The 13,331-nt window shown below is 70.7% G+C and carries 13 protein-coding genes and 1 pseudogene; 4 read left to right on the top strand and 10 right to left on the bottom strand.

Annotated features, from left to right (window positions below; all coding sequences use genetic code 11):
* Positions 1-10 precede the first annotated feature (10 nt).
* The 5 genes from mmsA to AB0O76_RS06445 all read right to left on the bottom strand — a co-directional run bounded on the left by mmsA (position 11) and on the right by AB0O76_RS06445 (position 5,973).
* Positions 11-1,549: a multiple monosaccharide ABC transporter ATP-binding protein gene (gene mmsA / locus AB0O76_RS06425; protein ID WP_365486350.1), complete on the bottom strand. Its 1,539-nt coding sequence runs from the start codon at positions 1,547-1,549 to the stop codon at positions 11-13.
* 17 nt (positions 1,550-1,566) lie between these two features.
* A complete protein-coding gene (gene chvE, locus AB0O76_RS06430; protein ID WP_365486056.1) occupies positions 1,567-2,688 on the bottom strand; it encodes a multiple monosaccharide ABC transporter substrate-binding protein in 1,122 nt (373 codons plus the stop codon).
* 3 nt (positions 2,689-2,691) lie between these two features.
* Positions 2,692-3,660 (bottom strand): hypothetical protein, encoded by a 969-nt coding sequence (locus AB0O76_RS06435; protein ID WP_365486058.1) that lies wholly within the window; start codon positions 3,658-3,660, stop codon positions 2,692-2,694.
* A gap of 115 nt (positions 3,661-3,775) precedes the next feature.
* Positions 3,776-4,798, bottom strand: a complete 1,023-nt coding sequence (locus tag AB0O76_RS06440) for an alcohol dehydrogenase catalytic domain-containing protein (protein ID WP_365486060.1) — start codon at positions 4,796-4,798, stop codon at positions 3,776-3,778.
* Positions 4,795-5,973 (bottom strand): mandelate racemase/muconate lactonizing enzyme family protein, encoded by a 1,179-nt coding sequence (locus AB0O76_RS06445; RefSeq protein ID WP_365486062.1) that lies wholly within the window; start codon positions 5,971-5,973, stop codon positions 4,795-4,797. Before AB0O76_RS06445 ends, AB0O76_RS06440 begins: the two co-directional genes overlap by 4 nt.
* 229 nt (positions 5,974-6,202) lie before the next feature.
* Here AB0O76_RS06445 and AB0O76_RS06450 point away from each other — a divergent pair, with 229 nt between their 5' ends.
* A complete protein-coding gene (locus tag AB0O76_RS06450; RefSeq protein WP_365486064.1) occupies positions 6,203-6,973 on the top strand; it encodes an IclR family transcriptional regulator in 771 nt (256 codons plus the stop codon).
* Between the two features lie 12 nt (positions 6,974-6,985).
* Here AB0O76_RS06450 and AB0O76_RS06455 read toward each other — a convergent pair whose 3' ends face one another.
* Positions 6,986-7,507 carry a methylated-DNA--[protein]-cysteine S-methyltransferase gene (locus AB0O76_RS06455; protein WP_365486066.1) on the bottom strand — a complete coding sequence of 174 codons (522 nt, stop codon included), beginning with the start codon at positions 7,505-7,507 and terminating at the stop codon, positions 6,986-6,988.
* A gap of 237 nt (positions 7,508-7,744) precedes the next feature.
* On the opposite strand from AB0O76_RS06455, the gene AB0O76_RS06460 reads away from it, so the two are divergent.
* Together AB0O76_RS06460 and AB0O76_RS06465 are read left to right on the top strand one after the other, a co-directional pair.
* The gene (locus tag AB0O76_RS06460; RefSeq protein WP_365486067.1) at positions 7,745-9,766 is read left to right on the top strand and encodes an NADPH-dependent 2,4-dienoyl-CoA reductase; all 2,022 of its coding nucleotides are present in this window, start codon (positions 7,745-7,747) and stop codon (positions 9,764-9,766) included.
* 42 nt (positions 9,767-9,808) lie between these two features.
* Positions 9,809-10,348 (top strand): PadR family transcriptional regulator, encoded by a 540-nt coding sequence (locus tag AB0O76_RS06465; RefSeq protein WP_365486069.1) that lies wholly within the window; start codon positions 9,809-9,811, stop codon positions 10,346-10,348.
* Positions 10,349-10,423: 75 nt separating this feature from the next.
* Here the strand turns inward: AB0O76_RS06465 and AB0O76_RS06470 are convergent, their stop codons facing one another.
* Positions 10,424-10,936 carry a hypothetical protein gene (locus AB0O76_RS06470; protein ID WP_365486071.1) on the bottom strand — a complete coding sequence of 171 codons (513 nt, stop codon included), beginning with the start codon at positions 10,934-10,936 and terminating at the stop codon, positions 10,424-10,426.
* 208 nt (positions 10,937-11,144) lie between these two features.
* Positions 11,145-11,300, bottom strand: a pseudogene (locus tag AB0O76_RS06475) (fibronectin type III domain-containing protein); the annotation flags it as partial.
* Positions 11,301-11,456: 156 nt separating this feature from the next.
* On the opposite strand from AB0O76_RS06475, the gene AB0O76_RS06480 reads away from it, so the two are divergent.
* Positions 11,457-12,212, top strand: coding sequence for a glycoside hydrolase family 75 protein (locus AB0O76_RS06480; protein ID WP_365486073.1), 756 nt, complete (start codon positions 11,457-11,459; stop codon positions 12,210-12,212).
* 18 nt (positions 12,213-12,230) lie between these two features.
* Here AB0O76_RS06480 and AB0O76_RS06485 read toward each other — a convergent pair whose 3' ends face one another.
* Together AB0O76_RS06485 and dhaL are read right to left on the bottom strand one after the other, a co-directional pair.
* Positions 12,231-12,641 carry a PTS fructose transporter subunit IIA gene (locus tag AB0O76_RS06485; protein WP_365486075.1) on the bottom strand — a complete coding sequence of 137 codons (411 nt, stop codon included), beginning with the start codon at positions 12,639-12,641 and terminating at the stop codon, positions 12,231-12,233.
* Positions 12,634-13,281, bottom strand: a complete 648-nt coding sequence (gene dhaL / locus AB0O76_RS06490; protein ID WP_365486076.1) for a dihydroxyacetone kinase subunit DhaL — start codon at positions 13,279-13,281, stop codon at positions 12,634-12,636. The genes AB0O76_RS06485 and dhaL overlap by 8 nt, the downstream gene beginning before the upstream one ends.
* Between the last annotated feature and the right edge of the window lie 50 nt (positions 13,282-13,331).

Here is a 13,331-nt window from a genome sequence, read left to right on the forward strand (position 1 = left end):
GGCGGATGCCTCAGCTTCTGTTCTTGGTCATGTGGCGCATCAGGAGTTCCTGGGTGGCGTCCGCGCGGTCGACCTCACCGGTCAGCCGGCCCTCGGCCATCGTGTAGATCCGGTCGCACATCCCGAGCAGCTCGGGCAGTTCGGAGGAGATGAAGAGCACCGCCTTGCCCGAGGCCGCCAGCTTGTCGATGACGGTGTAGATCTCGTACTTGGCACCGACGTCGATGCCGCGCGTCGGCTCGTCGAGGATGAGGATCTCGGGATCGGCGTGGATCCACTTGCTCAGGACGACCTTCTGCTGATTGCCGCCGGAGAGCCGGCCCACCTGCTCGAAGACGGTGGGGGCCTTGATGTTCATCGACTTGCGGTAGCGCTCGGCGACGGAGCGCTCCTGGTGCTCGTCGACGAAGCCGTCCCGGCGCCGCATGCCCGGCAGCGAGGCAAGGGAGATGTTTCGGTTGATGTTGTCGATGAGGTTCAGGCCGTACTGCTTGCGGTCCTCGGTGACGTACGCGATCCCGGCGTCGACCGCGGCGGGCACGGTCTTCGTCATGACCTCGCGCCCGCCGACGGCCACCGTGCCGGCGACGTACTGACCGTAGGAACGCCCGAAGACGGACATCGCGAGCTCCGTGCGGCCCGCGCCCATCAGGCCCGCGATGCCGACGATCTCGCCGCGCCGCACGGTCAGCGACACGTCGTCGACGACCTTGCGCTGGTGGTCGACCGGATGCCGCACCGTCCAGCCCCGCACGGCCAGCGAGAGGGATCCCGCGTCCTCGCCCTCATAGGGCGTGCGGTCGGGGAAGCGGTGGTCGAGGTCGCGGCCGACCATGCCGCGGATGATGCGGTCCTCGGCCACCTGCGGTGCGGACGACGGGGTCTCACGGACCCTCAGGGTCTCGATGGTCTGGCCGTCGCGCAGGATCGTCACCGAGTCGGTGATGGCCCGGATCTCGTTCAGCTTGTGCGAGATGATGATGCAGGCGATGCCCTGCTCGCGCAGCTCCAGGATGAGGTCGAGGAGCTTGGCGCTGTCCTCGTCGTTGAGCGCGGCCGTCGGCTCGTCCAGGATGAGCAGCTTCACCTCCTTCGACAGGGCCTTGGCGATCTCCACCAACTGCTGCTTGCCCACGCCGATGTCGGCCACCGGTGTCTGCGGCTTCTCGCTCAGGCCGACCCGCTTGAGCAGCGCGCTCGCCCTGCGCAGCGTGTCGTTCCAGTCGATGAAGCCCCGGCTGCTCTGTTCGTTGCCGAGGAAGATGTTCTCGGCGATGGACAGATACGGGACGAGCGCCAGCTCCTGATGGATGATCACGATGCCGTGCTTCTCGCTGGCACGGATGTCCTTGAAGGCCATGCGCTCGCCCTCGAAGTGGATCTCGCCGTCGTAACTGCCGTGCTCGTGAACGCCGCTGAGGACCTTCATCAGCGTCGACTTGCCCGCGCCGTTCTCGCCGCAGATCGCGTGGATCTCCCCGGCACCCACGGTCAGATTCACATCGGAGAGCGCCTTGACGCCGGGGAACGTCTTGGTGATCCCGCGCATCTCCAGTACGGGCCCGCTCACTTGAGCTGCCCAGCCTTGAAGTAACCCTCGTCGACAAGGAGTTGGGTGTTGGACTTGTCGACGCTGACCGGGTCGAGGAGGAAGGACGGCACGGTCTTCTTGCCGTTGTTGTAGTCCTTGGTGTTGTTGACCTTGGGTTTCCTGTCGTTCAGGACCGCGTCACCCATGGCCACCGCCTGCGCGGCCAGCTTGCGGGTGTCCTTGAACACTGTCTGCGTCTGCTCGCCGCGGATGATGGACTTCACCGACGCGAGCTCCGCGTCCTGCCCGGTGATCACCGGCAGTGGCTCGCTCTTGGATCCGTAACCCGCGCTCTTGAGGGCGGAGATGATGCCGAGCGAGATCCCGTCGTAAGGCGAGAGGACCGCGTCGACCTTCTCGGTGCCGTAGTTCTTGCTGATCAGGTCGTCCATGCGCTTCTGCGCGGTGCCGCCGTCCCAGTCCAGAGTGGTGGCCTGGTTCATCCTCGTCTGCTTGCTGCGGACCGTCAGCTGGCCGCTCTTGAAGTACGGCTGGAGCACCTTCATGGCGCCGTTCCAGAAGTACTTCGTGTTGTTGTCGTTCGCCGAACCCGCGAACAGCTCGATGTTCTTCGGGTCGCCGCCCTTCTCGGGCTTGCCGAGCTCCAGCTTCTTGACGAGGTACTGGGCTTGAAGGCGGCCGACGCGCTCGTTGTCGAACGACGCGTAGTAATCGACGTTGTCCGTGCCGAGGATGAGGCGGTCGTACGAGATCACGGGGATGCCCGCGTCGTGCGCGCGCTGGAGGACCTCGCTGAGCGCGGAGCCGTCGATGGCGGCCACCACGAGGAGGCTGCGCCCCTTGGTGATCATGTTCTCCAGCTGGGCGATCTGGTTCTCGACCTTGTTGTCGCCGTACTGCAGATCGGTCTTGTACCCGGCCTTCTTGAACTGCTTGGCCATGTTGTTGCCGTCGGCGATCCACCGCTCGGAGGCCTTGGTCGGCATCGCGAGGCCGATGGTGCTGCCCTTGCCCTCGTCCGGCTGGTAGCGGCTGCCGCCCTTGGCCTCCTGACCGCAGGCGGTCAGCGAGCCGAGCAGCACGGCGGTGGCCACGGCGGCGGTGAGACGTGCTTTTCTGGTGATGCGGGTACTCATGGTTCAGTCCCCTTCCGGGACGGGGAAGCGCTGGAGCTCGCCGGGCAGACGTGCGCCGAGCGGCGACATTCCGCCGTCCGCGCCGTGCCGGGCGAGCAGATCGAGGACGAGCCGTCCGCGCCGGACGCGCTCGCGGGCGGTGGCCAGGGTGTGGTCGCGCAGCTGGGCGCCGTAGGGGTAGATACCGGGCGACCTGCTGAGGCCGAACTTGAGGTAGAGCGGGGCGCCGCGCCGGATCAGCTCGGCCGCCTCGTACATCCGCACGTAGCCGCCGAGGTCGTCCGGCGCCTCGACGTACAGGTCCATCGGGGCGCGGCTGACCCGGCGGATCTCCGTGAGGTGGTCGAGCGCGAGATCGGACGGGATGTTGAGCGAGTCGGCGCCGAGCTGCTCGAAGACCGCGTACGAGGCCGGGTTGACCGGTCCGATGAGGGCCGACACCTTGAACGTGGTGTCGGCGGGCAGTGCCCCGGCGGTGCGCAGCCGGTGCAGGGTCCACAGCACGCCCTCGTCGGCGACGAGCAGGCAGCGCACCCCCAACTCCGTTGCGCGCACGGCGTCTTCGACGCATCCGGCGAGCGCGTCATGGCCGCGCGAGCGCAGTCCCGCGCCACCGGAGTCGGTGCGCGTTGCGGCGCCGATGTCCCAGGTGCCGCGCGGCCCGGTGAACAGGCAGAGCTCGATGTCCCGTTCCGCGCAGGCCTCCACCATCTCGGTGATCTCGTCGTCGGTGAGCATCCAGACGCCGCTGCCCTGGCTGATCCGGTGGATCGGCACATCGAGCCGCGAGCTCTCCTTGAGCACCACGGCGAGCGCCTCGGGGCCCTCCACGGAGGGGATCTCGGTGCGCCAGGTACCGCCGTCGGGGAAGCTGTGCGGCGATGCGTCCGCCGGGTCGAGTGCGGGCACGGTGTGTCCGATGCGGGCGAGGGCGTCGGCGCCGGGGCGACGAGGTGCTGACGGGCTGGTCACGGGACTCCCATATGCAGTGTTCGATATTTCGTACGTTGGTCGGGTCGATGGGTGTACGGCGGCGCGGGGGCCGTCGGGGGCGCCGCGCACCGCCGTACGGATCAGGGGGCGCGGATCAGGGCCGGAGCAGCACCTTCCCGGTCTTCGGGTCACCGCCGCCGACCAGCGCGACGGCCTCGCCGAACTGCTCCAGCGGGAATTCGTGGGTGATCAGCGGGGCCGGGTCGAGCGGCCCGAGCCGGAACGCCCGTACCGCGTCCGACCAGGCGGCGGACGGCGCGCCGAAGACGCTGCGCACCTCCAGCTGGCTCAGCGACAGGTGCACCGGGTCGATGCCGGTGGCGCCGGGCGTGAACATGCCGGTGAGCACCACCCGGCCGCCCCGGCGCGCGAGCAGACAGGAGGAGGCCGCCGTGGTCGGCGCGCCCGCGGTCTCCAGGACCAGGTCGTAGCGGCCGTGGTGGCCCTCCGCGTCGGCGGGTGTCAGGCTCTCGCTCGCGCCGAACTCAAGGGCCTGCGCGCCGCGTTCGGACCGCGGGTCGATCACCGTCAGCTCCGCGGGCGAGGATGCGGCGAGCAGCTGCACCGCGAGCAGCCCGAGGGTGCCCGCGCCGACCACCGCGATCCGCTCACCGGGCCGCGGCCGCCCCGCCCGCACCGCACCGGCGATCACCGCAGCGGGTTCGAGCAGGGCGGCGGCGCTGAGGTCCGCGTCGTCGTGCAGCGGGTGGACCAGCCGGGCGGGGACGGCCACGTGGTCGGCGAAGGCGCCGGGCTCGGTGAAGCCCGTCTCCGCGTAGCCGCCGGTGCACAGGCTCGTCTCGCCGCACCGGCACCGCTCGCACGTCCCGCAGGCCCGGAAGCCCTCGGCGACGACCTTCCGCCCGACGAGCGCCGGGTCGACGCCCGCGCCCGCGGCCTCGACGGCGCCGGACCACTCGTGCCCGGGGGTCACGGGGTAGCGCACGTACGCGGCGTCCCGATGCCCGTCGTAGACCTCACGGTCGCTCATGCAGATCCCGGCGGCGGCCACCCGCACCAGGACCTCGCCCGGGCCGGGCTCGGGCGTCGCCCCCACCACGAGCCGGTGCGAGCCCGGCTTGTCGATGACGATCGCGCGCGAGGAGCCGGAGCTCACTTCCCCGCCCCCTTGGGCTTCCCCGCCCCCTTGGGATCCCGCTTCTCCCAGCCATCGGCCCACAGGTCGAACCGGGCCTGCTGCTGCGGGAACTCGGCCGCCGCGTCGGTGTCCAGCTCGACGCCGAGTCCCGGCTCGTGGGACACCTCGAAGTAGCCGTCGACCACCTGGGGCGCTCCCTTGACCACCTTCTTGATCTCCGCGTCCGCGAAGTCGTTGAAGTGCTCAAGGATCTTGAAGTTCGGTGTGCAGGCGGCGACTTGGAGCGAGGCCGCGGTGAGCACCGAGCCGCCGACATTGTGCGGGGCGACCAGCGTGTAGTGCGTCTCGGCGGTCGCCGCCAGCTTGCGGGTCTCCAGGATGCCGCCGATGTGGCCGACGTCCGGCTGGATGATGTCGGCGGCCTGCGACTCGAAGAGCTCCCGGAACTCGATCCGGTCGTGGATCCGCTCGCCGGTGGCGATCGGCATGTCCACCTTGGCGGCGACCTTCTCCAGGGCCTTGAGGTTCTCCGGCGGCACCGGCTCCTCCAGCCAGGCGGGCCGGAACGGCGCGAGTTCCTTTGCAAGCCGCACCGCCGTGGACGGGCTGAACCGGCCGTGCATCTCCAGCATCAGCTCGGCGTCGGGACCGATCGCGTCCCGGACCGCCTCGATCAGCGACACCGCGTACGACGTGCCCGCCTGATCCAGCTCGAAGTGCCCGGTGCCGAACGGGTCGATCTTCAGGGCGCGGTAGCCCCGCTCGACCACCGCGCCGGCGGCCTTGTGGTACGCCTCCGGGGTGCGCTCGGTGGTGTACCAGCCGTTGGCGTACGCCTTGACCTTGTCGGTGACCTTCCCGCCGAGCAGCTGCCAGACCGGCACGCCGAGCGCCTTGCCCTTGATGTCCCAACAGGCCATCTCCACACAGGCGATGCCCGACATCACGATCTCGCCGGCCCGGCCGTAGTCGCCGTACTTCATGCGCCGCACGAGATCCTCGACGGCGAACGGGTCGGACCCCACGATGTGGTTGGCCGCCGCCTCGCCGAGATAGCCGAGCAGGGCGTCGGTACGACCGAGCATGCGGGTCTCGCCGACGCCGGTGAGCCCCTCGTCGGTGTGGACCTGGACGTAGGTGAGATTGCGCCAGGGCGTCCCCACCACGTGCGTGCTGATTCCCGTAATACGCAAGGCAGTTGCCCCTTGGTTGTTCGGTATTTCGTCACACGTTCGAAATGTTGGCGTGACGGTATTCACGCAGCCGGTGGGGTGTCAATGGGTCGTACGAAAAGGTCTTGACCCTCGGGGGACCGCCGGGCCATTGCGCGCCGAACGTGGCTGTGACTAGCCTGTGTTCGTCATATCGATCATTGACCGAAGTTTCGGACGCGACTTCGGACCACGGGGTGGGAGGCCGACCATGGGACGACTGGTGCCAGCGGTGACCAGGGCGCTGGACATACTCGAGCTGTTCCTCGAGGGCGACGGGACCCTGTCCGCCCCCGAGGTGACCCGCAGGCTCCAGCTGCCCCGCACCACCGTGCACGAACTGCTCACCACCCTTGCGGCCCGCTCCTACCTTGTCCAGATCCCGGACCAGACGGGCCGCTACCGCCTCGGCGTACGCGCCTATCAGCTCGGCAGCCGGTACGCCGAACAGCTCGACCTGGCCGCCGAGGGCCAGCAGGTGGCGCGCGAGGTCGCCGAGACCTGCGACGAGACGGTGCATGTGGCGGTCCTGGAGGACACCGACGTCATCTACATCGCCAAGGTGGACTCCACGCACGCCGTCCGCATGGTCTCCGCCGCGGGCCGCAAGCTCCCCGCCCACTGCACATCCGTCGGCAAGATGCTGCTCGCCTCACTGCCGCCGGCCGAGCTGGAGGCACGCGTGGCGGGCCGCGAGCTGACGGCGATGACCCCGAACAGCATCACGGAGCCTCGGGCGCTGCTCGCCGCGCTCGCCGAGATCCGCGAGCGCGGCATCGCGGCCGAACACCGCGAGTCCAACCCGGACGTGAGCTGCGTGGCCGCCCCGGTCCGCGACAGCGCGGGACGGGTCGTCGCGGCGCTCTCCATCTCCGTACCGATGATCCGCTGGAGCGAGGACCGCGAGCGCGAACTGGCGGGGCTCGCGGCCAAGGGCGCGGACGATCTGTCGGTACGGCTCGGTCACCGGGGCGGGCGCTGACCTGAAGGGCCTTTACGCCGACTCGGACTCCAGGTCCAGGAGCCGCTGCTTGCGCTCCAGACCGCCCGCGTAGCCGGTCAGCGAGCCGTCGGCGCCGATGACTCGATGGCAGGGGCGCACCACGAGCAGCGGATTGCGCCCGATGGCCGTGCCGAGCGCGCGAACGGCGGCACGCGAGAGTCCCATCCGTTCGGCGAGCTTCCCGTACGTCGTGGTCGTGCCGTACGGGAGGGTGTCGATGGCGTGCCAGACCCGCCGCTGGAAGTCGGTGCCGACGCCGCTCACGTACTCGATGTCGAACCGCGTCAGGCTCCCCTCGAAGTACGCGCGCAGCTGCCCGGCGATCTCCGCGAAGGCCTCGTCGTCGCGCACCCAGTCGTCCTGGACGACGGCGCCGCCCTTCTGCCCCGGCATGGACAGCGAGGCCAGCGCGGTGCCGCCCTTCGCGGTGGCCGACGCCTCGCCGACCAGCAGCAGCTCGCCCAGTGGGCTGTCGATGGTCGTGTAGAGGGCCTTGGCGGTGGCCTTGGACATCGGATGCTCCCTTCTCTGCCCCGGGTGGCTGTTCGCGGCTGTTCTCCGTGTGCCCCGTGTCCCCCGGTGACAGGGACAAGTCTGCGGGGTGCGGAGCGGTCCGGCTGGCGGGATTCGGACGCAGCGCTCAGGCGGCGTGCCGCAGTGGTCCCCGCCACGTCTTTATGCAACTAGTTGCACAACGGTCGGGCGTCCTCTAGAACTGTGCTGACGACACACCGCGTACGGAGGGCCCGCATGTCCCGCTACCCGAACCTGCTGAAACCGCTCGACCTGGGCTTTACCACCCTGCCCAACCGGGTCCTGATGGGCTCGATGCACGTGGGCCTGGAAGAGGCCCCGAACGGTTTCGAGCGCATGGCGGAGTTCTACGCGGCCCGTGCGCGCGGCGGCGTCGGCCTCATCGTCACCGGCGGCATTGCCCCGAACGAGCTCGGCCGGCCCTGGGACGGCGGGGCCAAGCTGACCACCGAGGCGGAGGCGCAGGAGCACGCGGCCATCACCGCGGCCGTGCACGCCGAGGGCGGGAAGATCGCGATGCAGATCCTCCACTTCGGGCGGTATGCCTACCACGACAAGCTGGTCGCGCCGAGCGCGCTCCAGGCGCCGATCAGCCCCTTCGTGCCCCGTGCGCTCACCGACGACGAGGTCGAGCAGACCATCGAGGACTTCGTGCGCGCCGCCGAGCTTGCGAAGCTCGCGGGCTACGACGGCGTCGAAGTCATGGGCTCCGAGGGCTACTTGATCAACGAGTTCATCGCGGCCCCCACCAACCGGCGCACCGACCGCTGGGGCGGCTCCTACGAGAACCGCATCCGCTTCCCCGTCGAGATCGTCCGCCGTGTCCGCGAGCGCGTCGGCGCGGACTTCATCATCATCTACCGGCTGTCCATGCTGGACCTGATCCCCGGCGGCTCGACCCTCGAAGAGGTCGTCCACCTCGCCAAGGAGATCGAGGCCGCGGGCGCCACCATCATCAACACCGGCATCGGCTGGCACGAGGCGCGCATCCCCACCATCGCGACGTCCGTGCCGCGCGGCGCGTACACCTTCGTCACCAAGAAGGTGATGGGCGAGGTCTCCGTGCCGCTCGTCACCACCAACCGCATCAACACCCCGGAGATCGCCGAGCAGTTGCTCGCCGACGGCGCCGCCGACATGGTGTCCCTGGCCCGTCCGCTGCTCGCCGACCCCGACTTCGTCGCCAAGGCGCAGGCCGAGAAGTCCGAGGCCATCAACACCTGCATCGGCTGCAACCAGGCCTGCCTCGACCACACCTTCAACCTGCAGATCACCTCCTGCCTGGTGAACCCGCGCGCCTGCCACGAGACGGAACTGGTCCTGTCCCCGACGCGCACCAAGAAGCGCGTCGCCGTCGTCGGCGCGGGCCCGGCCGGACTCGCCTTCGCCGTCTCGGCCGCCGAGCGCGGCCACGACGTCACGCTCTTCGACGCGGCCTCCGAGATCGGCGGGCAGCTCAACGTGGCCCGCAAGGTCCCCGGCAAGGAGGAGTTCGACGAGACCCTGCGCTACTTCCGTACCCAGCTCGAACTGCACGGCGTGGACGTCAAGTTGGACACCCGCGCCACCGCCAAGGACCTCGCTGACGCGGCGTACGACGAAGTGGTCGTCGCCACCGGAGTCAGTCCCCGCACACCCGAGATCCCGGGCGTCGACCACCCCAGCGTGGTCGGCTACCTCGACGTGCTGCGCGACAACGTGCACGTGGGGGAGCGGGTCGCGATCATCGGCGCGGGCGGCATCGGCTTCGACGTCGCCGAGTTCCTGACCGACGGCGGCGAGAAGGCCAGCCTGGACCCCGCGACGTACTTCCGGCAGTGGGGCGTCGACATGGACTACAAAGACCGCGGCGGCCTGACGAAGCCCGAGCGGCCGACCCCGCCGCGCTCCGTCCACCTCCTGCAGCGCAAGACGTCCAAGGTCGGCCAGGGCCTCGGCAAGACGACCGGCTGGATCCACCGCACGGAGCTGCGCCACCGCGGCGTCACGATGGTCGCGGGCGCCGCCTACGACCTCATCGACGACGCGGGCCTGCACATCACCGTCGACGGCCACTCCACGGTCATCCCCGTCGACACGGTCGTCCTCTGCTCCGGCCAGGACCCGCGCCGCGACCTGTACGAGGAGCTCGTCGCCGCCGGCGTCGACGCGCACCTCATCGGGGGCGCGGACGTGGCCGCCGAGCTGGACGCCAAGCGCGCCATCAAGCAGGGCACGGAGCTTGCCGCCGCCCTGTGACGCGGCCGCACCGCTTCGTACGCCGTACCTAGGATGGCCGCCATGTCACTCCCGCACGCGATCCTCACCGCTCTGCTCGAAAAGCCTTCGTCGGGTCTCGAGCTGACCCGCAGGTTCGACAAGTCGATCGGCTACTTCTGGTCGGCCACGCACCAGCAGATCTACCGCGAGCTGGGAAAACTGGAGCGGGACGGGTCCATCCGCGCGCTGCCGCAGGAGCAGGCGACGCGCGGGCAGAAGAAGGAGTACGAGGTGCTGCCGGCGGGCCGCGCCGAACTGGCCCGCTGGACCGCGGCGAGCCAGGACCCCAAGCCGCTGCGGGACACCCTCCTGCTGCGGCTGCGGGCGGCTGCGGTCGTCGGAACGGACGGCATCGAGGCCGACCTGCGCCGCCATCTCACCCTGCACCGGCGGCAGTTGGCCGAGTACGAGGAGATCGAGAAGCGGGACTTCCCGCCGGGGAAGGACGCGGTGGAGGACCGGCTGCGGCATGTGGTGCTGCGAGCCGGGATCGACCTGGAGACGTTCTGGACCCAGTGGCTGGAGCGGACGCTGGAGGAGCTGGGCGCGCCGCGGGCGTGACAGCGCGCGCATGACGGCTGCCGTCGGCCCGACGTGGGTCGGCCCGGCGGCAGCCGCTTCCTTCCACGGCCTGGTTCAGAGCCGGGGTGGTGCTCCGCGGCGGCGCAGGTACCAGGCGCCGCCGCCGACCGCGGCCGCGGCCACCAGGGCCCCGCCCCCGACGAGGGTCAGCGTGCTGTAGTCCACGCTGCCACCGCCCATGCCGCCTCGGACGCCGAGCGCGGGCGCCGTCGCCGTCGACGAGATCGTCGGCGTGGAGCCGACCCTGACCGTCGAGGGACCGACCGTCGACCCGTCGTCGCACCGCACCATCACCGAATGGGTGCCGGTGGTGACGTTCGTCCAGGAAGCGCTGCCGTTGATCAGCGACGTCTGCCGCCCCGCGGCGAAGCTGGCCGCGGAGGGGCTCATCAGCGAGGCAATGCCGCCGTTGGCGCAGTCTGTCGTGGTGGCCCGGACCGTTGTGCCGGTGGCGGTCACGGTGAGCCCCGGACCCGCCGCCGCCGGAGCGGCCAGTGCCAGCGGAAGAGCTGCGGCTGCGGCGGCGATGGTCAGTCCGGAGCGGACGGATATCTGAGTAGAACGCATGAGTCTGCCCTCCGGTGGCACGGGAGGCGGTACGTCCCATGCGCCGCCGGAGGTAGGGAAGCGCCCGTGCTACCTGCGGACGAGCCAACGTGCCATCGGCCAGGACCGCATGCGGACGGCCACCGGGCAGGTGACGGAATCCTTCGTACGGCCGACAGCCGACCCGACGTCACGTCCGGGGAGCCGTGCCGCCGACCCGGGTGGCGCAGCGGTACACGTCGTAGCCGGTGACCCCGGTGTCGTCCGTGGCCCGGTTCCACATGACGTGGGCGGTGGTGGCGCTGCCCGCCTGGACGGTGACGCCGCGCGGGGCGGCAGGGGGCGCCACGTCCTTCGTGCCACGCAGTTGGCGGGGGCACGTCAAGAGGCCCGCGTGCACCGTCCGGACCCTGAGCGGTGGCCGGGACGTACGAGCCGGGACAGATTGGGACTTCTGCGTCTTGGCCATGCCCCCTGGCCCTCCGGCCTCCGGTCCATGGCCGACCGGCCGTCAGTTTCCTCCCAGGGAAGGTCTTTTCTCGTGCGTACCAGAACGGCGGCGCTCGCCGTCGCCGCCGGAGCCGCTCTGCTGGCCCCCGCTTCACTGCCCGCGACGGCGCAGGAACAGGGCGAGCCGAACCCCAAGTCACCGGATATCAGGGAGAGTTCACTACCGGGCCGTGAGGCGCTGCGCGGGAGCACCGCCCGCGAAGGCTCGGTCAGCGCCGCCGCCCTGCTCGCCAAGGCCGGATCGTGCCGGCAGATCTCCCACGGCAAGTACCGCAGCGACGACGGCGCCCCGGCGAACATCCCCGTCTGCGGCAGACGAGGCGCCGTGTTCTGGAAGGCCGACATGGACATCGACTGCGACGGACGGCCCGGCAAGGCCTGCAACCGCCGCGCCGACCCCCTCTTCTTCCACGCCACCGCCTTCCAGCAGTCCGACGGCCGCCAGCTGAACGCCGAGCGCCTGCCGTACGTCGTCGTGCCGGGCGCGAGCCGCCGCTGGAACCACACGGCACACGGCGTCAACGGCGGCTCCGTCGCCGCCGTGATCCACCGGGGCAAGGTCCTGTACGCGGTGGTCGGCGACACCGGTCCCACCGACCTGATCGGCGAGGCGTCCTACGCGGCCGCCAAGGCGCTCGGCATCCGTGCCGACCCCAAGTCCGGCGGCGCGGGCGCCGGCGTCACCTACATCGTCTTCAAGGGGCGCGGCGCCTCCCCCATCGAGAGCCACCGGGCCGCGGTCGCCCGTGGCGACGCGCTGGCCCGGCAGTTCCTCCACCAGAACTGAGGCGGCGAGAGCAGAGGCTCACACCTTGCGGTACGCGTACGCCTCCGCTGCCGCCGCCTCCACGGCGTCGAGGTCGGCGCCCGCCGACGCGGTCACCACGGCCGCGACCGCGCCCTCCACGAACGGGGCGTCCACCAGGCGGGCGCCGTCCGGGAGTTCATCGCCCTCCGCGAGCAGCGCCTTCACGGTGAGGACCGCGCTGCCCAGGTCGGTGAGGACCGCGACGCCCGCGCCGCGGTCGACCCGCGCGGCGGCCGCGGAGATCAGCTCGGCGCTGGTGCCGAGGCCGCCGTCCTCGGTACCGCCCGCACCCGCCACGGGCGCGGTCGTCCCGCCGCCCGCGAGCCCGGCGGCCAGCGCGGCGACCGCGTCGGCGACGGGCCCGCTGTGCGAGACGAGGACGATGCCGACCAGCTTCTCGTCACTCATCGCCGGCCCCCTCGCCGCCGGCGGTCCCGCTGCCGGCGGTCTCGCTGTCTGCGGTCTCGGAGAGCGCGTCGAAGAGCAGCGCCGACGACGTCGCGCCGGGATCCTGATGCCCGATGCTGCGCTCGCCCAGATAGCTCGCCCGGCCCTTGCGTGCCTGCAGCGGCGTGGTGGCGAGCGCGCCTTCGTTGGCGGCGGCGCGCGCCGCGCCGAAGGACTCCCCGAGCGCGTCGACCGCCGGTACAAGGGCATCCAGCATCGTCTTGTCGCCGGGCGCGGCGCCGCCCAGCGCGCCGACGGCGTCGACGCCCGTACGGAACGCGTCGGCGAACTGCTGCTCGCTGACCTCGGCGGCGTCACCGAGCGCCTTGCCGGTACGCCGAAGCAGCGTGCCGTACAGCGGCCCCGAAGCGCCGCCGACGGTCGAGATCAGCTGCCGCCCGGCCAGCATCAGCACGGCCCCCGGCGTGGCGGGCTCCTCCTTCTCCAGGACGGTCACCACGGAGGCGAACCCCCGCTGCATATTGCTGCCGTGGTCGGCGTCACCGATCGGCGAGTCGAGCTCGGTGAGCCGCTCCGCCTCCCGGTCGACGAGAGCGGCGGACGAGATCAGCCAGCGGCGGAAGAATGCGGCGTCGAGCACGGAATCTCCTTGCGCGGTAGAGCGATTGACTACGAGACGTACGAATGCCT

It is taken from the genome of Streptomyces sp. NPDC086554, from assembly GCF_040686095.1.
Classification (GTDB): domain Bacteria; phylum Actinomycetota; class Actinomycetes; order Streptomycetales; family Streptomycetaceae; genus Streptomyces.

Bases quoted from the DNA above. Each gene is read 5' to 3' on its own strand.
- AB0O76_RS06450 (WP_365486064.1), top strand. From the start codon at position 6,203: ATGGGACGACTGGTGCCAGCGGTGACCAGGGCGCTGGACATACTCGAG.
- chvE (WP_365486056.1), bottom strand. From the start codon at position 2,688: ATGAGTACCCGCATCACCAGAAAAGCACGTCTCACCGCCGCCGTGGCC.
- AB0O76_RS06460 (WP_365486067.1), top strand. From the start codon at position 7,745: ATGTCCCGCTACCCGAACCTGCTGAAACCGCTCGACCTGGGCTTTACC.
- mmsA (WP_365486350.1), bottom strand. From the start codon at position 1,549: ATGCGCGGGATCACCAAGACGTTCCCCGGCGTCAAGGCGCTCTCCGAT.
- AB0O76_RS06485 (WP_365486075.1), bottom strand. From the start codon at position 12,641: ATGAGTGACGAGAAGCTGGTCGGCATCGTCCTCGTCTCGCACAGCGGG.
- AB0O76_RS06455 (WP_365486066.1), bottom strand. From the start codon at position 7,507: ATGTCCAAGGCCACCGCCAAGGCCCTCTACACGACCATCGACAGCCCA.
- AB0O76_RS06470 (WP_365486071.1), bottom strand. From the start codon at position 10,936: ATGCGTTCTACTCAGATATCCGTCCGCTCCGGACTGACCATCGCCGCC.
- AB0O76_RS06465 (WP_365486069.1), top strand. From the start codon at position 9,809: ATGTCACTCCCGCACGCGATCCTCACCGCTCTGCTCGAAAAGCCTTCG.